This window comes from Mucilaginibacter celer, from assembly GCF_003576455.2.
Lineage (GTDB): Bacteria > Bacteroidota > Bacteroidia > Sphingobacteriales > Sphingobacteriaceae > Mucilaginibacter > Mucilaginibacter celer.
Genome location: NZ_CP032869.1, coordinates 6,642,710 through 6,669,356, shown reverse-complemented (window position 1 = coordinate 6,669,356; position 26,647 = coordinate 6,642,710). Strand labels below are relative to the sequence as shown.

Below are 26,647 nucleotides of genomic sequence, written 5' to 3'. Positions count from 1 at the left end.
CACCACTGATACAATAAATAATTAAGCGTTACGTCATTATATCATAAAATACCCCTCTTAAAAAATAGCGTAGCTGTGTTTGCGGGCAAAGCCTACAGACCGCCTAACAAAAAAATCATTTTGGATAAATACCCTTATTAACTACTTTGCGCATCAATAACCTGCTATTTTATATATAATGGAAGAAGATATACTGATACAGATCAGTAACCGGATAAAAGAACGCCGCCGCGAAAAAAACATCACCGTACAGGAACTGGCCATACGGGCCAATGTAAGCAAAGGGCTTATCTCGCAAATTGAAAACAGCCGCACCATCCCCTCGCTTATCGTATTGATCGATATTATTAAAGCATTAGAAATAGATCTGAACGAGTTTTTTAAAGATATCCGCTCAAAAACCGACGAGCCGCCAATCCTCATTAAACGGAAACACGAGTATGAGCATTTTGAAAAAGAACATGCCCAGGGTTTTCACTATCAGCGTATTTTTACCCAATCAATAACTCAAAGTACGGTTGATATCGTGATCCTCGAACTGGAGCCCGATGCCACCCGTCCGCTGGTAGAAACTGAAGCTTTCGAGTATAAATACATCCTCAGCGGCCAGATCGCTTACCAGTTTAACGATGATATCATCACCCTGAACCAGGGCGATAGCATGCTGTTTGACGGCCGCATCCCCCACACCCCAAAAAACACCGGCGATACCAAAGCCAGTATGCTGGTGATTTATTTTTTTGAGGAGAAGAAGTAGGGAAGTTAAAAGCTCTAAGTCAAAAGTTGGAAGTCCCTCGAAACTACACTTAGAACTTTTGACTTGCTACTTTGAACTTAAAACTTCTTCTTCACACAACCTTAACACTAATTTAGTTCGATTTTAATAAAAAAAGTTTAGTATTGCTAAACAATTACATTCTTTGTTATGAGCATTAAATTAGTGGTATTTGATATAGCCGGCACTACGGTGAAAGACGATCACGAAGTGAGTAAAGCCTTCCAGGCAGCCATGCAATTATCTGGCTACGAAGTTGAACTGGCTAAAATTGACCCGCTGATGGGTTACGAAAAAACCCTGGCTATCCGCAAAATGCTGGCCGAGCATGAGGCCGATCAATCTATAATTACCGATGAACTGGTAAATACCATTCATAAAGAGTTTGTACAGCAAATGATTAAATTTTACCAGTTTGCGCCGGGCATTGAAGCTCTGCCAAATGTGGAAGAAACATTTGCCAAACTGCATGAGCAAGGTGTGAAAGTTGGTATCAACACCGGCTTTTCGCGCGATATTGCCGATACCATTGTTGCCCGCTTACAATGGCGTGAAAAAGGACTGATCGATTATGTTGTAGGTTCGGACGAGGTTGAGTTAGGTCGCCCACATCCTTTCATGATTCAGAAAATGATGGCAGAAGCCGGCATTACCGATGCATTGGAAGTTGCCAAAGTTGGCGATACCGAAGTTGACGTACGCGAAGGGCAAAACGCAGGCTGCCAATACTCGATAGGCGTAACTACCGGCATTTTTACACGCGATGAGCTGGCCAGCTATGATCCTACCCATATTATTGACGATATTGCACAAGTGATCGACATCATAAACCAATAAAAAATATGAGGCTGATTGACGGTTTACGTGCTAAAGTTGCCACATGGCCCTATGCACTGGTTTCAGTTTTAGCAGCCGTTTCGGCATTTGGCACCTATACCTGCATGTATGCCTTCAGAAAAGCTTTTGCGGCGGGTACATTTACCGGTCACCAGTTTTTTCATGTTGATTATAAGGTTTGGCTGGTGATAGCGCAGGTTGTTGGCTATATGGCCAGCAAGTTTTACGGCATTAAATTTATTGCCGAAGTAAACAGCAAAACCCGCGCCCGTTATATTTTAACCCTGATAGGCATAGCATGGCTGGCACTGCTGGCCTTTGCGTTTGTGCCCGCTCCCTGGGGCATTATTTTTCTTTTCATTAACGGCTTTCCGTTAGGATTAATCTGGGGACTGGTTTTCGGTTACCTCGAAGGCCGCCGCTCAACCGAGTTTATGGCTTCGGTGCTATCTATCAGTCTAATTTTCGCTTCGGGCTTTGTAAAAACCAAGGGCAAAAACCTGATAGATGTATTTCATGTAAATGAATACTTTATGCCTTTTTTAACGGGGGCATTATTTGCCTTGCCTTTAGTATTTTTTGTGGGATGCATGGAACTGATCCCCCCTGCTACCGAAGAAGATAAACGTCTCAGGGCCGAACGTACACCAATGAACGCCACCGAGCGTAAACAATTTGTGCTCCGCTTTTTGCCGGGCATTATCCTTACACTTGTGGTTTATGTACTGCTAACCATTATGCGCGATGTGCGCGACAATTTTGAAGTGGAGATCTGGGCTAGCCTCGGCGTTAAAGACAACAGCGTTTTTACCACTACAGATATTAAAATTTCGCTGATAGTTTTGGTAGCCATGAGCCTGCTGATCCTCGTACGCAAAAACCTTCGCGCTTTCAGCATTATCCATTTAATGATTATCAGCGGCTGTGTGCTGGTAGGCGTATCAACTATCATGTTCGGTATGAAAATGATGGAACCTATCACATGGATGACCTGTGTTGGGCTTGGCCTGTACATGGGTTATGTACCCTACAACGCCATATTTTTTGAGCGTATGATAGCCTCGTTCCATTACAAAAGCAATGTAGGATTCATAATGTATATAGCCGATTCGATGGGTTACCTTGGCAGCGTGAGCGTGCTGTTGGTGAAAGAACTTGGCCGCCCCAATATTAGCTGGGGCGCGTTTTTTCAGGAGGGCGTAATGATAGTAGCATTGGTAGGCAGTATTGGCGGCATCCTTTCGCTCATCTACTTTTTACAAAGCGCGGCCCGTGATAAAAAAAAGTTGAGTGAGGAGGAAGAGAGCGAACCGATAAACTTTCAGGGGTTAAGTCCTCAGTCGTGAGTTCAAAGTCAATAAAAAAGATTTCACTGTTTAAAGAATCATATTATAATGAGTGATAATAATAAAAGCACCCCCTTCAGGGGGCAGGGCGGGCATGCAATCATCATAGGCGCAGGCATAGTAGGTTTAGCTACGGCCCGCGCTTTGGCTGTTCGCGGCTATAAGGTAACCGTGTTTGAGCGTAACGAACGTGCGGTGGGTGCCTCTATCCGCAACTTTGGGATGGTATGGCCCATAGGCCAGGCTACCGGGCCAATGTTTGAACGCGCCATGCTCTCCAAAAGCATCTGGAAAATGGTTTGTACAGAAGCCGGGATCTGGCACGATGAAGTAGGATCATTGCACCTTGCTTATCATGATGATGAGTTGCAGGCAATACAGGAATATGTTGATGTAAACCATCAATACCGCGATTGCGCAGTACTTGATCCGGCGGCAGCCCTGAGTAAATCTCCGGCTGTCAATCCCAATGGCTTAAAAGGCGCGTTGTGGAGCGGCGAGGAGATGATTGTCGAATCGCGGGTAGCTATCGGGCAGGTGGCGGCTTACCTTGCCAAAAAATTTGGCGTTGAGTTTCATTGGAATACTGCAATCAGCCGCATCGAGCATCCTAAGGTAAGTTCGGGCACACAAAGCTGGGAAGCTGATGAAATTTACGTTTGCAGCGGTGCCGATTTTGAAACCCTTTACCCCGAGCTTTTCGCCCAAACACAGATCACCAAATGTAAACTACAAATGATGCGTTTGGTTAGCCAACCGGATGAATGGCGTATCGGTCCGTCGTTATGCGGAGGTTTATCGATGATTCACTATCCCGGCTTCCAGGCAGCAGCTTCATTGCCCGCTTTGCGCAAACGTTATGAAGAGCAATATGCTACGCACCTGAAATGGGGCATCCACGTAATGGTATCACAAAACGGCAGCGGCGAGCTCACCATAGGCGATTCGCACGAGTACGGCCTCGTGCATGATCCTTTCGATAAAGAATTTATTAATAATTTGATAATTGAATACTTACATACCTTCGCCAATTTTAAGGATTGGAAAATGCTGCAATCATGGCACGGCATCTACCCCAAAATGACCAACGGCGCTTACGAATTGGTTACCGATGTGGAACCTGGTGTAACGCTGATTAATGGGATGGGCGGTAACGGTATGACGCTATCATTTGGCCTATGCGAGCAGGTGATTGCCGCGCGGAAGGATAATCAGTAAGTAGTTCATGGTTCATAGATCATGGTTCATGGCAAATAGCCGGTACCTTATATACTATGAACTATGAACTATGAACCATGATCTATGAACCATGAACTAAAAAACAACAAATACCCATGTCTGATTCAAGAAGAGATTTTTTAAAAAAAGCGGCATTACTAACCGGCGCGGCCGGCCTTGCCAGCGTTTTACCCGAATCAATTCAAAAAGCAATGGCCATTAACCCGGCCCCCGGCAGCAGTTACCTGGATGCCGAGCATATTGTGATCCTGATGCAGGAAAACCGCTCGTTCGATCATACTTACGGCATGCTGAAAGGTGTGCGTGGTTATAATGACCCGCGCGTTATCGATCTGCCAAACAAAAACAAAGTATGGCTGCAATCAAACAAAAAGGGTGAAACTTATGCCCCCTTCCATCTCGACATAAAAAACACCAAAGCTACCTGGATGAGTTCGTTACCGCACTCGTGGGGTAACCAGGTAAATGCCCGTAACGATGGTAAATTTGATCAATGGCTTAATGTTAAGAAGAATAGCATTAAGGAATACTCAAACATGCCTTTAACCATGGGTTTTCATAACCGGGAGGATATTCCGTTTTACTATGCTTTAGCTGATGCCTTTACCGTTTGCGATCAAAACTTTTGCTCATCATTAACCGGCACCAACCCAAACAGGCTCTATTTCTGGAGCGGCACCATCCGTGCCGAGCAGCACGAAAATTCATTAGCTCACGTTTGGAATGATGATATGGATTATGGTACGCTGAACTGGGCAACCTTCCCCGAGCGTTTGGAAGATCATAATATTTCATGGAAACACTACCAAAACGAAATTGCTATCGATACCGGTTTGGAAGGTGAGGAAGACCCATGGTTGTCAAACTTCCAGGATAACCCGCTGGAATTTTTCGGCCAGTATAACATCAAACTGTATGATAAGCATATCGCCAACCTGCAGAAAAAATCGACGAAACTTCCTGAAGAGATAACTGCACTTGAAATACAAATAGCCGCCCTTCCGGCAGGAGATGCCCACATCGATCACCTGCAAAAACAGCTGAAACAAAAGCAGCGTGACCTGGAGCAAGCTAAAAAAGATTTGGGTGGCATTGATGTTAACAAATTTGCCGGCCTGTCGCAACGCGAAAAAAACCTGCACCAAAAAGGTTTTGTTACCAATACCAACGATCCGGATTACCGCACCTTAACCCCGTTAAAATATAACGACGATGGCACAGAACGTGAAGTGTTAGTGCCTAAAGGCGACGTGCTGCACCAGTTTCGTGCCGATGTTAAAAGCGGCGAGCTGCCAACGGTAAGCTGGTTATCGGCCCCTGAGCATTTTTCCGATCACCCAAGCTCGGCCTGGTATGGCGCCTGGTATGTATCCGAAGTAATGGATATCCTTACCCAAAACCCCGAGGTTTGGAAAAAAACTATTTTCATTTTAGCTTATGATGAAAACGATGGCTATTTTGATCACGTGCCGCCATTCTCTGCCCCAAACCCGCATAAACCGGGCACAGGCAAAGTATCTGAAGGTATCGACGCAAGCGTTGAGTTTGTTACGTTAGAACAGGAAAAGGCCCGCAACAACTTCCCCGAAGTATTTGACCGCGAAAGCCCGATAGGCTTAGGCTTCCGCGTACCGTTGGTAATTGCTTCACCATGGAGCCGCGGCGGCTGGGTAAACTCCGAAGTGTTTGACCATACATCAACCCTGCAATTCCTCGAGAAATTTTTGAGCCACAAAACCGGCAAAAAAGTAACCGAACCAAACATCAGCGAATGGCGCCGTACCGTTTGCGGCGACTTATCGAGCGTTTTCCGCCCATACAATGGCGAGAAAATTGAAAACCCTGAATTTGTACCGCGCGAGGCATTTTTAGAAAGCATCCACAAGGCACAGTTTAAAAAACTCCCTTCAGATTATAAATTGCTTACCGCCGATGAAATAGCTCAGATCAATAAAGATCCGCATTCATCGCCATACATGCCTCAGCAGGAAAAAGGTATCAAGCAATCGTCGGCCCTGCCTTACGAGCTTTATGCTGATGGTAAACTGAGTGCCGATAAAAAATCATTCGGAGTTAAGTTTACTGCCGGCAACAAAGTATTTGGTAATAAAGCCTTAGGCTCGCCGTTCAACGTTTATGCACCGGGTAAATATGCCACCATGGCCGATCCGCAAAAAATGGAAAACCTACGCACATGGGCTTACACCGCAAAAGCAGGCGATACTTTGGCAGATGTGTGGCCATTAGCCGAGTTTGAAAACGGCGAATACCACCTCCGCACTTATGGCCCTAACGGTTTCTACCGCGAATACAAAGGCAACGTTGCCGACCCGATGTTGGATATTACATGCGAATATGAGCAGGCTGCAGGTAAATTAACCGGTAATGCTTTAGTAAGAATCACCAACCATACCAATAAACCGCATACTGTTACTTTTAAGGATCATGGCTACAAAACCAACGATCGTAAAATAACTGTAAAAGCCAATGGCGCTGCTATACATTCGGTAGATTTAAGCAAAAACCATAACTGGTATGATTTCGGCGTTCAGGTTGAAGGTTTTGATAAATATGAGCGTCGCTTTGCCGGCAGGGTTGAAACGGGAAAGCATGGTTATACTGATCCGTTGATGGGGAAAGCCGTCTGAACCGGGATTGCCTGAACTGGAATTGTCTGAATCAGAATTTACAGAATTTTAGAATTAACAGAATATATGGAGCCGGGTTGGATAGCCCGGCTTTTGTCTGAACCGGGATTTGGGTGGATTTATGGGATGGGCGGGATTTGTCTGAACCTGAATTTGTCGAATTAATGAATTGGCAGAATGCTAAGCAAATTCTGTAAATTTTCTTAATTCCATAAATTCCAGTTCAGACAATTCTGATTCAGACATTAAAAAGTATACTTCAAGCCTAATCCCGGTGCTATATCAAAAAACGGTCCGCGGGCCAGTTCAAGGCGGGGATTTAGATCGAGGCTTATGGCTATGGGAGCGTTAGGGATAACATATTCCAGGCCAACAACGGCGTCGGCACCAATTAAAATGTGTTTGCCATTGTAATACTCATCGTCGCCGCCAAAACGTTTATAGTAGCCGCTGCCTACCGAACCTAAGTGACCACCGAAACCATAATAAAAGCTCAGCTTATCAACATTAAAAGCCTGCTGGCTTTTTTCGTAAAGGCCGGTAAATACCACACCATGATCGCGGATGCCGATAACACCTTCGAGGGCGGTATTTTTATCCATAAAATATTTAATAGATGGGCCAACTTCGTAAGCGCCAAACTTTAAACCAATGGCGGTTTGATAATCCTGTGCGTGCGACTTTTTGCCGATAAATACGAAAGCTACGGAAAGTAATAAGATGTACTTTAATTTGTTCATGCAGATGATTTTAAATAAATAACACTGTAGCGGTAACACCAAAATTGTTTGCTTGTTTACACTAATTTTAAACTTAGGTATACCGCTAACTAAACGGCGAAATTACTTTTTTATGCTGCTTTGTAACAAAAACATAGTAATTGCGCCTGTATTACTTTGATTTTCAGTTGTAAAGAATAGCTTAGGCTTTGTTGGTTTATGAACCTCAAAAACTTATTTTAGAAAAAATTAAGATTAAATAATGACCCGTATTCCGCAAAAAGTATCAGCTTCAAAATACCTTTTATCGTTGCTCATTATATTATTTATTGTACCAACCGGCTGTGTGCAGGGGCAATTGGGGCAAAATAACAGCGGGCAATACCGCAACGGAATGGTGGTATGCGCCTACCCCGATGCCGCACAGGTTGGGCTTGATATTTTAAAAAAGGGAGGCAACGCAGTTGATGCCGCGGTAGCCGTGCAATTTGCCCTGGCCGTTACCCTGCCCGAAGCGGGTAACATTGGCGGAGGAGGCTTTATGGTGTACCGCTCAAAAAACGGTAAAACCAATACGCTTGATTTTAGAGAAAAAGGACCCGGAGCTTCCAACGTAAACATGTACCTCGATTCGGCAGGAAATGTGATACCGGATCTGAGTTTGTATACGCACAAGGCATCGGGCGTACCCGGATCAGTAGCAGGCATGGTTGAGGCTCACAAAAAATATGGCAAGCTGAAATGGGCCGACCTCGTGCAACCCGCCATCAACCTTGCCCGCAACGGTTTTAAAGCAACCAAACACCTGGCCTCGGATTTGAACTGGGCTGCCGAAAAATTCAAAAAATTCAATCCCGGTAAAAACTACCTGGTAAAAGATGCGGGTTGGCATGAGGGCGATATTTTGGTACAGGAAGACCTGGCTAAAACCCTCGAACAGATCAGGGATAAAGGCCGTGATGGCTTTTACGATGGCCCTGTAGCCGATATGATAGTAGCCGAAATGAAGCAGAGCGAAGGGCTGATTACCAAAGATGATTTGAAAGCTTACCGGGCGGTTTGGCGCAAAGCCATCATCGGCCAGTATAAAAACTATAAAGTTATTACCATGCCGCCACCGTCAAGCGGTGGGATAGCGCTGTTGCAACTGTTAAAATCAATCGAACCTTTTCCATTAAAAAGATATGGCCATAACCAGGATTCAACTATCAGGTTAATGGTAGAGGCTGAACGCCGGGTTTATGCCGACCGCTCCAAATACCTTGGCGATCCGGATTTTTATAAAGTACCGGTTGATAGCCTGCTGAGGCCGGAATACATCACAAGCCGAATGAAAAACTTTAGCTGGGATGCTGCAACGCCAAGCACCAGCATTAAACCCGGCAGTTTTGTTGGTTACGAAAGCGATCAAACTACACATTATTCAATTGTTGACACGGAGGGCAACGCTGTCTCTATCACCACCACCCTAAATGATACCTTCGGCTCCAAAATATTTGTACAGGGTGCCGGCTTCCTGCTCAATAACGAGATGGACGATTTTAGCTCGAAACCCGGCGTGCCCAACATGTACGGCCTGATAGGCGGCAAGGCCAATAGTATTCAGCCCGGTAAACGCATGCTCTCGTCAATGACGCCCACCATTGTTGAAAAAGACGGGCAATTATTTATGGTAGTGGGCACGCCCGGCGGTTCAACCATCATCACTTCGGTGTTTCAAACTATTTTAAATGTGATTGAATTTGATCAGAACATGCAACAGGCCGTATCATTAAAACGTTTCCACAGCCAGTGGCTGCCCGATGTGGTAACCGCCGAGAAAGAAGCCATTGACAGCACAACCATTAGCAAACTGGAAAGCAAAGGCTATAAAGTAGTTACAAAAGCCGGCATAGGCCGGGTAGACGCCATCCTGAAAACCCAATGGGGCTATTATGAAGGCGGTGCCGATCCGAGGGGAGATGACACGAAGTTAGGTTTTTGAGTGGCAGTAGCAGTAGCAAAGAATTAGCTTACCTGCCACTGCAACTATCTCCTGCCACTACAAAGAGATGCTACTACAACTAACATTTGCGTATTCCACATCCATTGCTTACGTTTGGTATGCATGCATAATAATGTAAAACACCAGGAAACCATCGACTATTTTTTAAAAATAGTGTGGCAAACTATGGCTAACCGGTACAACCAACTGGTTACCGAGTTTGGCATAACCCAATCTATAGGTTACCTGCTCATTAATATCGACGAAAAAGAGGGTACCACCGTATCGCAGGCAGCTGCCTTGCTGGGGTTAAAATCAACCAGCTTATCGCGCATGCTCAACCAACTCGAAACTACCGGGCTTATTTATCGCGAAAGCAACGAGGGGGATAAGCGCTCGGTTAAAATTTATCTTACACCACTCGGCAAGGAAAAACGCCACCAGGCCCGCGTAATAGTGAGGCAGTTTAACAACTACCTGGATGCCAACATCAGCGAAGCTGATAAAAACCACCTCATCGAGACCCTCAAAAAACTGAATAAACTTACGGTTAACTATAAACCATAGTTGGTCATTGGGTCATTGGCTGCGCGTCATTGAGTCATTAGGTCATTTGCTTTGCGTCATTAGATCATTTTGCCGGGTGTTATCCCATCAACTGTTGTTTTATCCGCAAGCTTTATTGTTTAAAATCAAAAAAATGACTCAATGACCTAATGACTCAATGACGCGCAGAAAATGATGCGCAGCAAAATAACCACTCATAGTACTTTTAGCAAAATTATTGCGTTTTACGATCAGGACGGACGGAAACGAACGTAAGAAAACGGCCCTTGCTTTTTATTAATTGTTAAAAAGTGTTAAGCTGCCGTTTTTCTGTTTTAAAAGAATAAATTTGCCCTTTAAATTGATGAACAGGATACTGTTAGTTTTATTGCTGTTAAGCGCCATTGTTTATGGCTGTGGAAAATCGGGTGTTGATCCTGTTGTGCAGTACCGTGCGCAGGCAGCTATCGACGATAAAATAGTTAGCGATTATATTGCAGCCAACGCCGGTTTAAATGCCAAACGGATTGATACAACCGGTGTGTATTATATTGTTAAGGATGGCGAACAAGGTACCGGAAATGTGCTGTACACCAGTTCGACACAGATAACGGTTGGGTATACGGCCAAAATTTTAACATCGGGTACGGTTGTAGCCCAAACCGACAGATTTCACCCCACATACACATTGGGTGGTGTGATAAAAGGCTGGCAACTGGGCATTCCGCAGATAAAACCGGGAGGCAAAGTGCGCTTGCTGGTACCGTCGCGATATGCTTACGGGCCGTATGCGCAGGATTCGATACATTTGCCTGCTAATTCGGTACTTGACTTTCAGATCCAGCTATATAACGTTACTAACTAAAAAACCTGAAGAGGTTAAAAATAAAATAAAGATCTAAAGAGGGTAAATGTTTATCCGGAGGGTCGTGATTAATAAATTATAAATGAAACAACTTACTTTTACGCTCTTAGTACTTATCTCCATAGGCCTGGTATCATGCCGCAAAGACAGGAACGATCCTGATATCAAGCAATACGACGAATCGCAAATTAAAAATTACATAGCAGCCAACAGCATAACCGGCATGCAACGCGATACTACCGACGGTGATACCAGCGGTATTTATTACAAAATATTATCGCCCGGCACAAGTACTACGCCAATTGAGTATTCGGATGCCATTTCATTTGTATACACAGTGCGTACGCTCGATGGCAAATATGTTTCGACTGATTCGCTTAATTTAAACCATTTTTATGGTTTTGCGGGTCATATATTAGGCGCGCAATCTTCAAGTACCAATCCGTACCTGCCAAAAGGAGTGCAGATAGCCGTACATAACCTTATTAAGTATAAAGGTACATCGGCAAGAGTGCTTGTTCCATCGCGCCTGGGTTTTGGTGTAAACGGTTTTGGATTGGGTAGTTCAAGTAACACCAATTCGCACGTAGGCGGTAACCAGAGTTTGGATTATTATATCAATGTAATATCCAACCAGGAGGTTTATGATGATGCCATTATTCAAAAATATATTAAAGCCAAGGGCCTTACTGGTTTTACTCCAAACGCTAACGGTGTGTATATTAAAATAGCTACGCCCGGCACAGGAAGCGATGTAATGGGTCTTGATTCATATATAACTTTTACCTACACGGGTAAGTTTTTAAATGACAATACATTCGACAGCAGCAGTACTTCTACATCTAATAACCTTGATGGCCTGGTAAAAGGAGTGCAGGATGCCTTAATTGGTCAAACAGCGGGAGTAGCTGTTTCAATGATCATCCCATCCAGATGGGCTTATGGCACTGCGGGTACTCAGGGAACTATCGGTCCCAACACGCCGTTGTATTTCGACTTCTCGGTATCAGCCGTGTCAAACTAAAATATTAACGCAGCGCTTTTTTAAAAGCTGCTAAACACCTGTCGCGCGCGAAGGCGTGATCAATAATGGGTTTGGGATACTTGCCGAAGTCGGCATATTCCGGAACCCATTTTTTTATGTATTTCAGTTCCGGGTCGAACTTTTTGGTTTGGGCATCGGGGTTAAAAATTCGGAAGTATGGTGCAGCATCGGTACCTGATCCGGCAGCCCACTGCCAGCCGCCAACGTTGCTGGCCATTTCATAATCAAGCAATTTACGGGCAAAGTAGCGTTCGCCCCAGCGCCAGTCAATCAGCAGATCTTTAGCTAAAAAGCTGGCCACTATCATGCGTACGCGGTTGTGCATAAAGCCGGTGGTGTTCAGCTCGCGCATACCGGCATCAATAATCGGAAAACCGGTTTCACCTTTACACCAGGCTTCAAACTGCTTTTCGCTGTTGATCCATTCAATCCGGTCGTACTCCGGCCTGAAGGCATGATCCATGGTATGCGGAAAATGGTGCAATATCATCATATAAAATTCGCGCCATATCAATTCATTAAGCCAGGTTTTATCATGGTAACCATGGGCTGTATGTGCCAGCCTGCGGATGCTTACCGTACCGAAGCGCAGGTGCATGCCAATATGCGAGGTACCTTTAATAGCCGGGAAATCGCGATGCTGCTTATAATCATGTATCACATCCTGATATTGCTTATCGGGCAGGGGCATATCGCTTTTTTCAAAACCCAACTGTTTAAGTGTGGGGATGGGCAGCTGTTTGGTTTTAAGCAGGTTTTTTAAGTATTTTTTTGTAGGATAGCTCTTCAAATAAAAAGCACTCAGCTTGCTGTACCATTTACGCTGATAAGGTGTGTAAACGGTGTAAGGCTTGCCGTCGTCTTTTACCACTTCGTCCTTTTCAAATATTACCTGGTCTTTATAGGTTTTAAAGGAGATGTTGTGCTTAGCCAGCTTTTTACGTACTTCATCATCACGCTTTGTGGCATAAGGCTCGTAATCGTGGTTGGTATAAACTTCGGCAATGTTATATTCTTCGATAAGCTGATCCCAGGCATGTGCTGCCTTATCATGCAATACCAGCAAGCCGCCACCATGTTGGTGTAGTTCGGCGCTTAATTCTTCGATGGTTTGGTGGATGAAGGTAACGCGGGCATCATCTTTATCCTCCAGCTTATCTAAAATTTCCTTATCAAAAATAAATACCGGCAAAACGGGATGTTCGCCTTTAAGGGCGTGGTAAAGCCCGGCGTTATCATCCAACCGCAAATCGCGGCGGAACCAGAAGATACTAACAGGGGTTTTATGATCCATAAATTTCAGTCAATGCCGCGTCGATATCAGCATATTTAAATGTAAAACCGGTCTCCTCAATTTTTTGTGCCGATACTTTGGTGCTGCCCAGTACAATGCTGCTCATTTGGCCCAATAAAAGTTTTAAAACAAAACCGGGTACGTTTGGAGCCCATAAAGGTTTATGCAGATGCCTGGCAACGGCCTGTGTTAGCTGCTTATTGGTTACTGGATGTGGTGCCACCATATTATAAACGCCACTCATACCGCCGGTTTCAATACCCATCAGGTACATATCAACCACATCCTGCCAATGAATCCACGGAATCCATTGCCTGCCGCTGCCAATGGGCGAGCCTATATATAATTTTATTGGCTTGGCTAATGTGGGCAAGGCACCACCATCTTTATCCAGCACCACCCCGGTACGGAATTTTAAAACCCGCAAGCCAAGCTTTTCGCCCTCATCAACAGCAGCCTCCCAAAGCACACAACATTGCGAAATAAAATCGGCGGTAGGCGCGCTGGTTTCAAACATCAGTTCATCGCCCCTGTCGCTGTAATAGCCAATGCCCGATGCCGAAACCACCGAAGTAACCTGGTGCTGCTTATGCTTGAGCAGATCATATATCAGCCTGATAGATTTTACCCGGCTATCCACCAGGTTTTGTTTCCGGGTATCTGTCCACCGTTTTTCGGCAATGCCCGAGCCGGCCAGGTGAACGATGGTATCAACACCGTCAATACATTGCTCATCAACCACACCTTTATCAACATCCCAAACAAAGGTTTTTACACCAGGAATATTACCGGCCTTACGGCTTAAATGGCTTACGGTATAACCCTTAGCCAACAATGCTTTGGTAAGGTGCCTGCCTAATGATCCGGATCCGCCGGTTAGTAGTATACTTCGTGTCATTTTACTTTGTGTCATTTGCTGCGCGGTCATTCCGCTGCGCTGTCATTGAGTCATTTGCTTTGCGTCATTATGCTGCGCGTCATTAGGTCATTTGCTTTGCGTCATTAGGTCATTTGCTTTTCTTTTCGCAAATTAAAATGACCTAATGACACGAAGTAAATGACAGCACAGCGAAATGACCTAATGGTAATTAACAATCTCCCTCGCCATCCCGTTAAAAATAAACAGGTGGAAAGGCCACATGGCGTACCAGTACAATCTTCCCCACAATCCGTTGGGCCTAAAGGTAGCTACCTGGCTTAAACTTTTGTTGTTGTTGCGCTCAATTATTTTAAACTCCAGCCAGGCTTCGCCGGGTAGTTTCATCTCGGCGTATAGCAGCAGGCGTTTGTTTTCGCGGTCAACCAGCAGCACGCGCCAAAAATCAATCACATCGCCGGGCGAAATATTTACGTTGCTGGTACGCCCCCGGCGCGAGCCTACCCCACCAAATACTTTATCCAGAAAGCCGCGGATGTTCCAGATCCAGTCCCAGTAATACCAGCCCCGGTTACCGCCTATGGCTAATACGTTGGTAAAAACCTCGTCGGCCTGTCGTTCAAAGGGCATTTTTACCTTGTATTCCTGCGTACCGTTTTGGGGCACTTTAATCTGATCCATAAAACCGGGATTGAGGTATCCCTGGTTAAAGGCGTCCTTCCAGCTGGATACTATCGAGTTTTGCTCAATCTTAACAAAGGCAAGCTCCAGGCATTCTTTATAAGTTAAGCATTGGCGGGGCACCACCTCATCGATACTGTGATCGTGCATGATGGTTTCGTTCTTCATGCTATCAACGAGGCTTTGGGCAAGGCTGTAGCTTGTTGAAGTGACGAAATACAACCAGTAAGATGATATTTTGGGCGATAGAAAAGGTATAGTGATCATATAACGCTTCAGCTTGCGCACTTCAGCATAAATAAGCATCATCTGTTTAAAAGAAAGTATATCCGGGCCGCCGATATCGAATGTGCGGTTAAACGATTGTTCATTAAGCAGTACGCCCTGCAGGTAAGCCAACACATCACGGATGCCGATGGGCTGGCAGCGGGTATTAACCCAGCGAGGTACCGTCATGATGGGCAGTTTTTCGGTAAGGTCGCGAATAATCTCGAACGAGGCACTGCCCGAGCCGATGATAATAGCCGCCCGTAACACGGTGAGGGCGGCCTTGCCTTCCCGCAAAACATCTTCTACATGCCGCCTTGATTCGAGGTGTTTTGAGAGTTTTTCGTCGTTAGTTATGCCGCTTAAAAATATAATCTGCCTGCAATTGGTTTTATCAAGTGCGGTAACAAAGTTGTGTGCCGACAGGGCTTCAAGCGCGGTAAAATCCGGCGATTGCGACATGGAATGAACCAGGTAATAAGCAGCGTCGATGTCTGCAGGGAAAGCTTCTATATTTGATTCTTTAAGCAAATCACCGGTAATGAGGCTTACCCTGTCGCCAAAATCACTTTGCTCATGAAAGCGCCGTTTATCGCGTACCAGGCAAACTACATCATGGCCCGCTTCCAGCAAAACTGGGATCAAACGTGTACCTATATATCCGTTGGCACCGGCAAGTAAAACCTTCATGCATACTCAAACAACAAAAAAGGCGAGGTGTTTTAAACAACTACGCCTCCTTACTAATACGTTTATAAAAATGATATAGCTTATATGTTTACACTGTCAACCACCACCACTTTATTGCAAAGCGGTTTGGCATATTCTTCGGCAAAAATTACATGGGTAGGATCAACCTGATAGGCTTCCTGCGCCTCCGGCGAATCAAATAATATCAGCAGCGATACATCGTATGATCTGTCGATTACATCGCGGTCGGTATCGGCCGGTACACCGATATGAATATCGCGGATGTGCGGGATGGGGATCAGTATATTTAAACCCTCAATCAGTTTATCTTTATCGGCTTTGTTTTTAAGCCAGAAGTGTACGTGGTGTACAAAGGTGTTTTGAAGTATTGGCATGGGGAAATCTTGTTTAGTTTAAAAATTAATGAAGGCAACCTACGTAAATTTTTGATTTGATGGCAAAGGCTGTTTTACTTGGCTGTAAAACGACAAGGGCGCTATCGGCACTGGCCTTGTTTTGATAAATGCCGGATACCAATGCGATCATTTTTTTGCCGGAATTATCTTTATATGAGTCGAGGTATTCAAGGCTCAGCGTTTCTGATGGATTTCGGCGCATAAAATAATCTCCCGCAAATATGTCATCTTCGGGATAGTTATCGGGCAGCTTAATCAGGTCTTTCTTTTTATCATAATACCTGTCCATCGTATCTATCTCAATACCTGTGTTTTTGCTCAGCTCAAGCATTTTATCCTTCAGTTGATAATAGTTGCTGCCGGTATCGGCAATTACGACGTAATAATTAGCAAAGGCATCAAGTTGTTCAGCAATATTGGTGGTATCTGCGGCGGCAGAAACAACTTTACTGCTTGCTTTATAGGATGCAGATAAAACCTTACCTGTTTTAACTTTTGAAGTATCCTGCGCAATTTTAGCAGGTTTCGCTTTGCAGGCAGCCAGCAAAACGGTTAATAAAATCAGGTGATATATCTTCATTTGTGGGTATAGATCTAATCAAATATAACCCATTTGCTCAATTCAAAAAAGCAAGTCATTATTCCACTTATACTGCATACTGCAAACCCAAAACTGCAAACTGATCAATACTCCAACACTACATGCGGCTTGTAAGTATCCGTTTTAACTTCGGCCTTCAACTCATGCAGAATATTGTACAGCCCAAAATTGGTGCGGTTAACATAAATAAAATGCTTTACCCCACGGGCTTGTTTAAACTCAGGCATTTTTGAAATGCGTTCGCCAAAGCCATACAGCTGATCGAAAAAAGCCGTCTGGCTAAAATCGAAAGTATCGGTAATATATGGCAGGGCGAACAGGCTTATCATCTCCTTGTATTGTGTATAATAAAACTCAACCTGTGCCGGGGTATCACCCTGGTGAATCATCTCCAACTGGCGGAAGGCTTTAATGGTTTCTTCCTTGTTATCCAACAGGTTGGTTGAAGTAAGGGAGAAAAAGGGGTAATAAAAATCATCAGGCATTACTTTGATACAGCCAAAATCAATAGCTCCAAGCTTACCATCGGGCGTAATCATAAAATTGCCCGGATGAGGGTCAGCGTGTACGGCACGGAGCTCATGCTGTTGAAAATTATAAAAATCCCAAAGGGCCTGGCCTATCTGGTTGCGCAGCTCCTGTGATGGATTTGTGGCTAAAAACTCTTTGAGGTGTTTACCTTCCAGCCAATCCATGGTAATGATGCGCTTGCTGCTTAACTCCGGATAGTATTGCGGGAATACCACATTATCAAGATTAGCGCAGGCCTCCGAAAATTCAACCGAGCGGCGCACTTCCAGTTCATAATCGGTTTCTTCCAGCAGGCGTTCTTCTACTTCTTTCATGTATACGTCCAGCTCGCGCTCACTCATACCCAGCATCCGGAAAGCGAATGGCTTAACCAGTTTCAAATCTGATGAAATAGAATCGCCCACGCCGGGATATTGAATTTTTACAGCCAACTTTTTGCCATTCAACTCGGCCTGGTGTACCTGCCCTATTGATGCCGCATTCGTTGAGCGGATATTGAACTTATCGTAAATCTGCTCGGGATTTTTGCCGAAGTATTTTTTAAAGGTTTGTACAATAAGCGGTCCGGAAAGTGGCGGCGCATTATATTGCGACTGGGTGAATTTATTTACATAAGCCTGCGGCAACAGGTTTTTATCCATGCTTAGCATCTGGGCAACTTTAAGAGCGCTGCCTTTCAGTTCGCTGAGCGATTGGTAAATATCAGCCGCATTATCCTCGTTCAACTCCGATTTGTCCAAACCGGGATTGAACAGCTTTTTTGAATAATGCTTAATGTAGTTGCCGCCTATTTTGATGCCCGTTTTTACAAATTTGGCCGAGCGTTCAACTTTAGTGGTTGGTATACTGTTTTGTTCGGGAGCCCGGGCTCCTTCATTTTCATTTGTCATAATAATATTAAAATCCCATCCTGTCTTTTATCCCGCCATTCTGCACCAGGAATTTACCGTACTCAAAAAGATTATCAATAGGCGAACGCTGAAACAGATCGAAAGTTACGTTAATACCTTTCTCAATCGCTTCGTCGGTTTTTTCAAAGTTGGCCGAGCTGTCATTGATCCAGAAATTCAATACAAACACAAACTGGATCCAAAGTGCATCTTTATATTTTTTGGAGAAGTATTTACGATCGCTCAATTCAGTGCTTTCGATGCCCTCTTTCATAATATCATCAGCAAAAGCTTCAAAAATATCTTTAAGCGGAGCAAATGCTTTGGGTGTGGTAAAACCCTTAGGTTGTTTTTTAACGCTGTAAACCGCAAAACTGCGATTGCCTTTCAGCAACTCGAAAAAGCCGTAAAAAAACGACAGCGCTTTTTCGCGGGCAGAATAGCCGCCCCAAACTTCCTGCGCACGGATCTCGGCAAGGGTTTTATTGGCCAGTTCGGCCCAAATACCTTGTTCTACCGCCTCAAACGAACCGTAAAACTGGTAAAACTCAGCTTCGGTCATTTCATTTTGCTTTGCAAATATATATACTGATTTGGGTTGCTCGCCTTCGGTCAATACATAATCAATATATGCGTTCTGGATGCTCTGGATAGTTGCCATATCAATTTGGGTTTAGTTTTAATACGTTAAAGTTACGAATGTATTGTTGATTACCGATACTAAATCATCTCATTACGAGGTCATTTTACAGGCTGCCGTACGGCAGGGCACAAAACAAACGGGCTGCCTGTACAATAACAAGCAGCCCGTTTAATGTTTGTGGCTAATGAAAATTATTTCACCGCCAGTAAATCAACTTTTTCAATTACGGGTGCGGTCGCTAACAAATCGGGGGCTTTGGCCATCAGGGCTTTGGCTATTTCGCCACCTAAATGCGCATCACGGCCTGCCTCGGTTTCAAACGTATCAAAAATGCCAAATGTTGAGGGGCCAATCTGCAGCGCATACCAGTTTAAGGTATCGGGCTCTTGCAGGGCAAGCGGCAAGGCGCTTTTTATAAAATCGGCTGTTTCCTGTTCTTTACCTGGTTTGGCTTCAAGCCTTACCAGCAATGCAAATTTTGCCATGGGCGATGTTATTTAATAGTTATATATGCTTTTAGTTTTACTTAAAGTAAGCCGGCAGTTATGCCGCCATCAACCGCAAGGTTTTGGCCGGTTATGTATGATGCTTTGTCCATAGCTAAAAATGCTACAGCGGCAGCCACTTCGCTATCGTTAGCTATGCGTTTTAAAGGGGTGCGGGCTATGATACTATCCAGCTTTTCGGTGTTGGACAACAAGCCCTTGGTTAAGGGCGTATAGGTAAACCAGGGCGATACGGTATTAACCCTGATATCAAATTTAGCCCATTCAGATGCGAGGTTACGCCCCATCTGGATCATGCCTGCTTTAGCCAGGCCATAAGGTGCTCCGGTTTGCACATCGTATGAGCCCGCTACCGATGCGATGCTTACAACCGAGGGTTTATTGCCTTTTTGTAACATCGGCAACAGCAAACGGCAAAGCTCGAAAGGGGCAAGCATATTAATGCCAATTACCTTGTTATATTCCTCTACGATATATTCATGCGATGGCCTGCGGATATTTACGCCTGCGTTATTAACCAAAATATCCAGGCTGCCCCAGTTTTGACTGATCCACTCTGCTATCCTTGCCTGTGCGGCAGCATCAGCCACATCGCCCGATAGAGCAGTAACCCGGGCTCCCTCCTGTTTAAACTCCTGTTCGGTGTTAAACAAATCGGTTTCGTTGCGGCCTGTAAACAGTACTTCGGCACCAAGCGCTATAAATTCGGCTACAATTGCTTTGCCTATTCCTTTTGAGCCGCCGGTAACAAGTGCCCTTTTATTTTTTAAATCCCAGTTTTTCATAATTTTTTGAATGCCGTTGGGTATACAACATACGTTTAAATATTTGGTGCCGGTTGCCTCAAAATAAACAATGAGTGCAACCGGTTAACCAAACACAACAATCACACTTTAACTCGGATCTTTATGCTGAAACTCTGGTTTCAGCTGGTTATACATCGCTTTACGCAACTTTAATACTTTGGGTACCGATACCTGTTGGATATACAGACTACCCGGGTGCGAGCGGTAATAGCCCTGGTGATAGCTTTCGGCAGGATATAAAACCTTGTAAGGCACAACCTGGGTAACTATGGGGTTGCTGTAATGATGAGTGGCGTTAACTTTTGCTATTACGCTTTCCAAAGTTTTCTTTTCTTCGGGTGTGCGGTAAAATGCTGCCGAACGGTAATCATCACCAACATCAGGCCCTTGCCTGTCTACAGTAGTTGGGTCGTGCGCATAAAAGAAAGCTTCGGCCAGGGTAGCATAGCTAATTACCGACGGATCATAGTATACCTGTACCGATTCGGCATGGCCGGTTTCTTTGCCGCAAACGTCTTCGTAAGTAGGATTTTTTGTAGTACCGCCTGCATAACCCGATACTACCCTGGTTACGCCTTTCAACTCAGACAGGCCCTCGGACAAAGCCCAGAAACATCCGCCGGCAAAAGTGGCTACCTTTTCATTTGCAGCAGGTTTAGGCAACGGTGCAAAACCCGCACCGCCGCCGCCCTGTGTTTGCGCATCGGCGCAGCCGAACAATACCAGCAACCCCAGCAGGCATACGTTCAATTTTTTTGTTAACAACATAATTATAAAAATTTAAGGTTACTTATCAGCAGGTACAAATTTAAACGCGTACGAATCCATACAGTACCGCTTGCCGGTTGGCGCGGGTCCGTCGTCAAACACATGCCCCAGGTGTAAACCGGTGCTGGCTTCAACCACCTCGTCGCGCACCATACCGTACGATGTATCGCGCACTATTTTGATTGCTTTCGGGTCAATCGGTTTAAAAAAACTTGGCCAGCCTGTACCCGAATCAAATTTGGTATCCGAACTGAACAGCGGTTTACCGGTAGCTGCACTTACGTAAATCCCTTTGGCATGGTTGTTCCAGTATGGATTATGGTAAGGTTGCTCAGTGCCCTTATTTACCAAAATTTCGTAAGCCTCGGGCGTAAGCACCTGTTTCCAGTAACTCGCCGGTTTAGCCTGCGGATAGGTTTTGGTATCCACACGCTCGTTTTTATCAGTATGGGCAGCATTCTGGCTGCAGGCGTTAAACGCCAATAATATAAATGGTATTAATAACAAATTTAGCTTTTTCATACCCGGTTTGTCGTAGTAAGAATTAAAACCTTACAAGAAAAATTAGAATTTGTCTGAATCAGAATTTACAGAACTTTAGAATTTGCAGAATGAAAGTTAAAAAGACTCTGTTAACCAATAGTTGAGCTTTACTGATGATACTTATCATTCTGTTAATCCTAAAATTCTGCAAATTCTAAAATTCTGTAAATTCTGATTCAGATATTTTTTTGTAAGGTTTCTCCTCTCCGCCCGACTAAAGCGAAAATTATTTAAAAGTATATGACAGTTAATCAACTTAACGCCTTAACAGCACTTTGATTTATGCAGAGCCCGGAAAATTACAATACTGCTACCAATTCCCTTACCGATCCGCGTAAATGGGTGGATTTGCATTCCGATTACCTTTACAAGTATGCCCTCACGCGCATAAATGATACCGAAACCGCCCGCGAACTTGTGCAGGATACCCTGTTGGCCGGGCTTGAACGCCTTGATAAGTTTGAAGGTAAAAGCACCGAGCGTACCTGGCTCACGGCTATACTTAAAAATAAGGTGGTTGATGTTTACCGTAAGCGATCATCAGCATTTATAAAACAACCCGGCCTTGAAACAGCCGAACACGAAATGGATGATTTTTTTGAGCCCGATGCCTGCAACTGGAAACCAGATCACCGCCCGCAGGAATTTGGAATTGAGCAACCCGATTGCCTGGAGCGCAAAGAGTTTAAGCAAATTTTGCAAAAGTGCATGCAGAAACTGCCCGGCCTTTGGTTATCTGTTTTTACGATGAAACACATGGACGAAGAAGCTACAGATACCATTTGCGCCGATTTGAATATAACGCCCTCAAACTTTTGGGTAATTATTCACCGGGCTAAACTAAACCTGAGGGAATGCCTTCAGAAACATTGGATTTAATTTTATAGGATATGGATGAGTTAACTAAAATAGCCTACAACTGCAAAAAGGCAACTTTTTTAATTGAGAAGCAGGAAATAGGCGCAATTACCATGCGCGAAAAACTGGAACTGAAAATTCATTTGGCGGGTTGCAGGGTTTGCCGCATTTTTCAGCAGCAGAGCGTGGCCATTAATAAAATGGTTAAAAGCCTGCTTTATCATCATGATGTTACTAACGTAAAGCTTGATGACGACTTTAAAAACAAACTACAGCACCGGATAGAAAATCAGCTTAATAAATAGTTATAGATAAAAACTATACTTAATACCCCATAGTATAAATTTTACAAAAGGTAATATTATTGTTACCCTAACTGTAAGGTTTACCCGCAGGTACCGACTAAGGCAGCAAAACCTTTAATCAGTACATTTTATGAAAATGAGAAAATTAACCGGGCTTTGCCTGGCAATTTTATTGATAGCCGGCGCTGCTACCGGCTGTAAAAAAGAAAGTACGCCCACGGCGGCTTTAAACGAAAAAATTGATCCCGTGGTATCGGCCCCTCAAAGCAACAGCGGTGGTTTTAGCAACGGGCCTTATGGCGTGGTTACCGGCAGTGCCCGCGTATACCTTACCGATGGTAAGTATCAGCTGGCGCTTCAGGATTTTACTACCAGCAACGGGCCCGATTTAAAAGTATATATCAGCATGGAGCAAAACCCGGTGCATTTTGTAAACCTCGGCTCGTTAAAATCAACCGGCGGCAACCAGGTTTATGATATTCCTGCGGGCGTTAATGCAAAGGATTATGGCTATGCGCTTATTTTTTGCCAGCAATACAGCCATTTATTCGGGTATACAAAATTAACCTTTTAAGCAACAGGTATGAAGTATGTATATGTATGCCTGCTGGCTTTAACTATCAGTCTGAATGGTTTAGCACAGGGTTGCAGCGATGCCGGTTTCTGCAGTCTTGGGTCGTTAAAAAATCACCTCGAAGATGATTCGCTCACTGCCAAAGTGAAACGCCAGAGTATTGCCCTTGGTGTTAATTATGGCCTGGGCGAACAAAAAACAAGTACCGTTAATGCTTATGCCGAGTACCAGGTAAAGTTTAACAACCGGCTGGGGTTTCAATCAAAAATAACCGGCACCTATGCAACCGGCTTTTTAGGCAGCACATTTAATATTGGCGATGTTTATGCCACGCTCAACTATGCACCCAAAATAAGCGGACCAAACAACCTTAATTTTGTTGGAGGGATAAAAGTGCCGGTAACCTATGGCAATGCCAAAAACAGCGATGGCAAACCCCTGCCGCTTGATTACCAGGCCAGCATTGGCACCTATGATGCCATTGGCGGTATAAATTATATCGTAAACCGTAAATGGGAGTTTGATGCGGCCCTGCAGGTGCCCGTGATCCAGGTAAATAAAAGCACCTGGTTTCCGGATGAATACACCGACAGCAGGGCGCTTGAATTTCCGCCAACCAATAATTTCAGGCGTAAAAGTGATGTGCTTGGCCGGGTTGGGTATTATATCTACCTGCCCAAATCTTCCATCACATTAAAGCCAAGTTTATCGGGCATTTATCATGTTGGTAATGATACTTTTGAAAACAGGTTTGGTCAAAAAACATTTATTGATGGTTCGCGCGGGCTTACCTTAAATGGCAGTATTGTGGCTACCAAACAGTTTAAAAACGGAAACCGGTTTGAAGTGGTTGCAGGCACGCCTTTTATAGTGCGTAAGGAGCGGCCGGACGGTCTAACCCGAAGTGCCGTGGTTAATTTTCAATATACCATCGCTTTTTAATACCCGCTAATTCGTCGCCTGTATAAAAGCAGGCGGCGTTTAGGTCTCTGGCAATACCAGCCGCTTTTTAATTACCCGTTGTAAATGCCCGCTGTTATCATCACCCCATTGGCCAAGTTGGTTTACAATGGGCATTATTGATTGGCCGATATCGGTAAGGTAGTACTCTACTTTAGGTGGTTGCTGATTATATACGGTTTTTGCCACCAGCTCATCATCTTCCAGTTGTTTTAGCTGGATATTGAGCACCCGCCGTGTAGCTTCGGGGATATTTTTTTGAAGCTGCCCCGGCCTGCTGATGCCCTGCGAGATATAATACAACAGGTGGATTTTCCATTTGCCGAATATTACTTCGCGGATCAGGTCGAGGCCGCATTCCTGTTGTATGGGTAGTTTTCTTTCGTACATAAAATCAATTTATTACCAGGTGTTTATTAATCGATACGGATAAATTTCTCCCTATTGAATCATTTTTCCGTACTTGACCTGCCTGCCACACTTGCCGAACTTTGTATCATTCAACAAACAAAAATCGACATAAAATGATTTCAAAGGCAAATTTTAATATAGACCCGAACGAATTTAAAGGAAAAAGAATTTTGGTTACCGCCGGTACTAAAGGCGCGGGCAAGGCAATTTTTGAGCGCTTACTAAAAGGCGGTGCCAGCATTATAACTACCGCCCGCACACAACCCGATGGCATTGATCAGCAACATTTTATCCAGGCCGATCTCAGCAAAAAAGAAGGTACCGGTAAGGTGATTGAAGAAACGCTTAAACGTTTAGGCGGTATCGATATCCTCATTAACAATCTCGGAGGCTCAACCGCCCCGGCCGGTGGCGTAATGGTATTGAGCGACGAGGATTGGGAGAACGCTCTGCAAACCAACCTGCTTGCAGCCGTAAGATTGGACAGGGGATTGCTGCCCGCCATGCTTGCGCAAAAAAGCGGCGCTATATTACATATCTCATCCATACAACGCAAAATGCCGCTTTTTGAAGCTACGTTGCCCTACGCCGCGGCAAAGGCAGCGCTGAGTAATTACAGCAAAGGCCTCTCGAAAGAGCTTGCGCCAAAAGGCATACGCGTAAACTCGCTTGCTCCCGGTTTTATTAATACCGATGGTGCCAAGGGGATGATTAACAACATTGCATCGCAAAACAACGGCGATAAAGAACTGGCGCTTAAAATAATTATGGATTCGCTGGGAGGAATACCGATGGGCCGCCCGGCGGAGCCGGAAGAAGTGGCCGAGTTAGCCGCTTTCCTGGTATCAGACAGGGCGGCATACTTAAATGGTGGTGAATTTACTATTGATGGCGGGTCGGTGCCGGTTGTGTGATAAGCAGCCAGTAATTAAGCCCCGTATTTACTCACCCCGACATTGCTTCGCTTGTCGCCCCTCTCTACACTGTGTTGTAAAGAGGGGCTTTTTTTATTTATCGTTGAGACAAAGTGAACACCTGGAAAGTGAAGATCAGATGAACAAATCATACAACTTGCCCAAACTTAGATACTAAAACAAAAGCCAGAACGTAATTATCGTATTAAACAAGGGCTTAATTTTTTTTAACCCTGAGTAGCGTAATGCCTGCTGGTTACGTAAAGTTAAAATATCAGTTTACAACCCATATTTTATATTTTATGAAAACAGTTCAGCAAAAATTAACACGGCGGGCAGGCATTATCGGGATGATGTGTTTGCTGGCCGCAACACTAAGTTCATGCTTAAAAAATGATCATCACGATTATGTTGAGCAGCCCGTAGCGCTTGTTTCGGTTATCAACGCCTCGCCCGATGCCGGCGGTATTGATTTTGTTTTACAGCCCAACAGGGCCAATAATTTCCCTATCCGCTACGGCGATGTGCTGGATTATATCCGCGCCAACCCCGGCAAACGCACCGCATCTTTTTATGATGCAGCTTCGGGCCAGAAAATTGCCGAAGATACAGTTACACTTACCACTAAAAAATTTTACTCGTTATATATTGCCAATGTTGCCAACGCAGCAGGTAAACGCGATGTGATTTTTGTAGCCGACTCGTTAAAGCAACCGGCCGCGGGTATGGCCAGCATTCGCCTGGCTAACCTGAGCCCCGACGCAGGCTCCATCGATCTGGTAACTTCAAAAGATTCGGTACTGGCTACCAACAAAGCATACAAAGGCGTTTCGGATTTCGTTACCATTAAAGCCGCCTCAAATTATACCCTTAATATCCGTGAAAAAGGCACCACAACCATCCTTGCTACGCTTACCAATGTTAACCTGCATGCAAACGCGGTTTACACCGTTTGGTTACAGGGTTTGGCTGCTGCAACAGATTACAAAAAACTAACTGCCGATATTCAAAACAACGTTTATTATTATTAAACTACCTCTACCTATGTTGTAAAGCCCGGCCATTTTGTGCCGGGTTTTATTTTTTAAGGGCGATGGGGCTTAACAAT

At 44.5% G+C, this 26,647-nt stretch carries 28 protein-coding genes; 15 read left to right on the top strand and 13 right to left on the bottom strand.

Going from position 1 to position 26,647, the window contains the following annotated elements:
* Positions 1-178 precede the first annotated feature (178 nt).
* From HYN43_RS27920 to HYN43_RS27900, 5 genes are all read left to right on the top strand, one after another.
* Positions 179-757: a helix-turn-helix domain-containing protein gene (locus tag HYN43_RS27920; RefSeq protein ID WP_119407131.1), complete on the top strand. Its 579-nt coding sequence runs from the start codon at positions 179-181 to the stop codon at positions 755-757.
* A 168-nt stretch (positions 758-925) separates the two neighbouring features.
* A complete protein-coding gene (locus HYN43_RS27915) occupies positions 926-1,612 on the top strand; it encodes an HAD-IA family hydrolase (RefSeq protein WP_119407130.1) in 687 nt (228 codons plus the stop codon).
* Between the two features lie 5 nt (positions 1,613-1,617).
* Positions 1,618-2,958 carry a DUF5690 family protein gene (locus HYN43_RS27910; RefSeq protein WP_119407129.1) on the top strand — a complete coding sequence of 447 codons (1,341 nt, stop codon included), beginning with the start codon at positions 1,618-1,620 and terminating at the stop codon, positions 2,956-2,958.
* A 48-nt stretch (positions 2,959-3,006) separates the two neighbouring features.
* Complete coding sequence (locus HYN43_RS27905; RefSeq protein WP_119407128.1) at positions 3,007-4,176, top strand: TIGR03364 family FAD-dependent oxidoreductase; 1,170 nt, start codon at positions 3,007-3,009, stop codon at positions 4,174-4,176.
* Between the two features lie 116 nt (positions 4,177-4,292).
* Positions 4,293-6,845, top strand: a complete 2,553-nt coding sequence (locus HYN43_RS27900) for a phosphocholine-specific phospholipase C (protein ID WP_119407127.1) — start codon at positions 4,293-4,295, stop codon at positions 6,843-6,845.
* A gap of 245 nt (positions 6,846-7,090) precedes the next feature.
* Here the strand turns inward: HYN43_RS27900 and HYN43_RS27895 are convergent, their stop codons facing one another.
* Positions 7,091-7,585 (bottom strand): hypothetical protein, encoded by a 495-nt coding sequence (locus HYN43_RS27895; protein WP_119407126.1) that lies wholly within the window; start codon positions 7,583-7,585, stop codon positions 7,091-7,093.
* A gap of 241 nt (positions 7,586-7,826) precedes the next feature.
* Here HYN43_RS27895 and ggt point away from each other — a divergent pair, with 241 nt between their 5' ends.
* The 4 genes from ggt to HYN43_RS27875 all read left to right on the top strand — a co-directional run bounded on the left by ggt (position 7,827) and on the right by HYN43_RS27875 (position 11,983).
* Complete coding sequence (ggt, locus tag HYN43_RS27890) at positions 7,827-9,548, top strand: gamma-glutamyltransferase (RefSeq protein WP_119407125.1); 1,722 nt, start codon at positions 7,827-7,829, stop codon at positions 9,546-9,548.
* A gap of 123 nt (positions 9,549-9,671) precedes the next feature.
* Positions 9,672-10,115 carry a MarR family winged helix-turn-helix transcriptional regulator gene (locus HYN43_RS27885; RefSeq protein WP_119407124.1) on the top strand — a complete coding sequence of 148 codons (444 nt, stop codon included), beginning with the start codon at positions 9,672-9,674 and terminating at the stop codon, positions 10,113-10,115.
* A gap of 343 nt (positions 10,116-10,458) precedes the next feature.
* Entirely contained in the window at positions 10,459-10,959 is a 501-nt protein-coding gene (locus tag HYN43_RS27880; RefSeq protein WP_162996661.1) for an FKBP-type peptidyl-prolyl cis-trans isomerase, read from the top strand.
* 82 nt (positions 10,960-11,041) lie between these two features.
* Positions 11,042-11,983, top strand: a complete 942-nt coding sequence (locus HYN43_RS27875; protein ID WP_119407122.1) for an FKBP-type peptidyl-prolyl cis-trans isomerase — start codon at positions 11,042-11,044, stop codon at positions 11,981-11,983.
* A 4-nt stretch (positions 11,984-11,987) separates the two neighbouring features.
* On the opposite strand, the gene HYN43_RS27870 is transcribed toward HYN43_RS27875, so the two are convergent.
* The 11 genes from HYN43_RS27870 to msrB form a co-directional block, all read right to left on the bottom strand.
* Positions 11,988-13,298, bottom strand: coding sequence for a cryptochrome/photolyase family protein (locus tag HYN43_RS27870; protein WP_119407121.1), 1,311 nt, complete (start codon positions 13,296-13,298; stop codon positions 11,988-11,990).
* Positions 13,288-14,196: a TIGR01777 family oxidoreductase gene (locus HYN43_RS27865; protein WP_119409161.1), complete on the bottom strand. Its 909-nt coding sequence runs from the start codon at positions 14,194-14,196 to the stop codon at positions 13,288-13,290. The genes HYN43_RS27870 and HYN43_RS27865 overlap by 11 nt, the downstream gene beginning before the upstream one ends.
* Positions 14,197-14,376: 180 nt before the next feature.
* Positions 14,377-15,813 (bottom strand): SDR family oxidoreductase, encoded by a 1,437-nt coding sequence (locus HYN43_RS27860; RefSeq protein WP_119407120.1) that lies wholly within the window; start codon positions 15,811-15,813, stop codon positions 14,377-14,379.
* A gap of 80 nt (positions 15,814-15,893) precedes the next feature.
* Positions 15,894-16,208 (bottom strand): Dabb family protein, encoded by a 315-nt coding sequence (locus HYN43_RS27855; protein WP_119407119.1) that lies wholly within the window; start codon positions 16,206-16,208, stop codon positions 15,894-15,896.
* A gap of 25 nt (positions 16,209-16,233) precedes the next feature.
* The gene (locus HYN43_RS27850; RefSeq protein ID WP_119407118.1) at positions 16,234-16,809 is read right to left on the bottom strand and encodes a hypothetical protein; all 576 of its coding nucleotides are present in this window, start codon (positions 16,807-16,809) and stop codon (positions 16,234-16,236) included.
* A 104-nt stretch (positions 16,810-16,913) separates the two neighbouring features.
* Positions 16,914-18,251: an ABC1 kinase family protein gene (locus HYN43_RS27845; protein ID WP_119407117.1), complete on the bottom strand. Its 1,338-nt coding sequence runs from the start codon at positions 18,249-18,251 to the stop codon at positions 16,914-16,916.
* Between the two features lie 7 nt (positions 18,252-18,258).
* Entirely contained in the window at positions 18,259-18,912 is a 654-nt protein-coding gene (locus tag HYN43_RS27840; RefSeq protein ID WP_119407116.1) for a TetR family transcriptional regulator C-terminal domain-containing protein, read from the bottom strand.
* 173 nt (positions 18,913-19,085) lie between these two features.
* Entirely contained in the window at positions 19,086-19,379 is a 294-nt protein-coding gene (locus HYN43_RS27835) for a putative quinol monooxygenase (RefSeq protein ID WP_119407115.1), read from the bottom strand.
* A 41-nt stretch (positions 19,380-19,420) separates the two neighbouring features.
* Positions 19,421-20,185, bottom strand: a complete 765-nt coding sequence (locus HYN43_RS27830; RefSeq protein ID WP_119407114.1) for an SDR family oxidoreductase — start codon at positions 20,183-20,185, stop codon at positions 19,421-19,423.
* Positions 20,186-20,293: 108 nt separating this feature from the next.
* The gene (gene msrA / locus HYN43_RS27825; protein WP_119407113.1) at positions 20,294-20,974 is read right to left on the bottom strand and encodes a peptide-methionine (S)-S-oxide reductase MsrA; all 681 of its coding nucleotides are present in this window, start codon (positions 20,972-20,974) and stop codon (positions 20,294-20,296) included.
* An 18-nt stretch (positions 20,975-20,992) separates the two neighbouring features.
* Complete coding sequence (msrB, locus tag HYN43_RS27820) at positions 20,993-21,496, bottom strand: peptide-methionine (R)-S-oxide reductase MsrB (RefSeq protein ID WP_119407112.1); 504 nt, start codon at positions 21,494-21,496, stop codon at positions 20,993-20,995.
* Positions 21,497-21,799: 303 nt separating this feature from the next.
* On the opposite strand from msrB, the gene HYN43_RS27815 reads away from it, so the two are divergent.
* From HYN43_RS27815 to HYN43_RS27800, 4 genes are all read left to right on the top strand, one after another.
* Entirely contained in the window at positions 21,800-22,396 is a 597-nt protein-coding gene (locus tag HYN43_RS27815; protein ID WP_119407111.1) for a sigma-70 family RNA polymerase sigma factor, read from the top strand.
* 11 nt (positions 22,397-22,407) lie between these two features.
* Entirely contained in the window at positions 22,408-22,680 is a 273-nt protein-coding gene (locus HYN43_RS27810; protein WP_119407110.1) for a hypothetical protein, read from the top strand.
* A 130-nt stretch (positions 22,681-22,810) separates the two neighbouring features.
* A complete protein-coding gene (locus tag HYN43_RS27805) occupies positions 22,811-23,254 on the top strand; it encodes a DM13 domain-containing protein (protein ID WP_119407109.1) in 444 nt (147 codons plus the stop codon).
* 9 nt (positions 23,255-23,263) lie between these two features.
* Complete coding sequence (locus HYN43_RS27800; protein ID WP_119407108.1) at positions 23,264-24,196, top strand: hypothetical protein; 933 nt, start codon at positions 23,264-23,266, stop codon at positions 24,194-24,196.
* 39 nt (positions 24,197-24,235) lie between these two features.
* Here HYN43_RS27800 and HYN43_RS27795 read toward each other — a convergent pair whose 3' ends face one another.
* A complete protein-coding gene (locus tag HYN43_RS27795) occupies positions 24,236-24,604 on the bottom strand; it encodes a winged helix-turn-helix transcriptional regulator (RefSeq protein ID WP_119407107.1) in 369 nt (122 codons plus the stop codon).
* 134 nt (positions 24,605-24,738) lie between these two features.
* Between HYN43_RS27795 and HYN43_RS27790 the strand changes: the two genes are divergently transcribed.
* The gene (locus HYN43_RS27790) at positions 24,739-25,539 is read left to right on the top strand and encodes an SDR family oxidoreductase (protein ID WP_205589838.1); all 801 of its coding nucleotides are present in this window, start codon (positions 24,739-24,741) and stop codon (positions 25,537-25,539) included.
* 302 nt (positions 25,540-25,841) lie between these two features.
* Positions 25,842-26,570 carry a DUF4397 domain-containing protein gene (locus HYN43_RS27785; protein ID WP_162996660.1) on the top strand — a complete coding sequence of 243 codons (729 nt, stop codon included), beginning with the start codon at positions 25,842-25,844 and terminating at the stop codon, positions 26,568-26,570.
* Positions 26,571-26,647 lie beyond the last annotated feature (77 nt).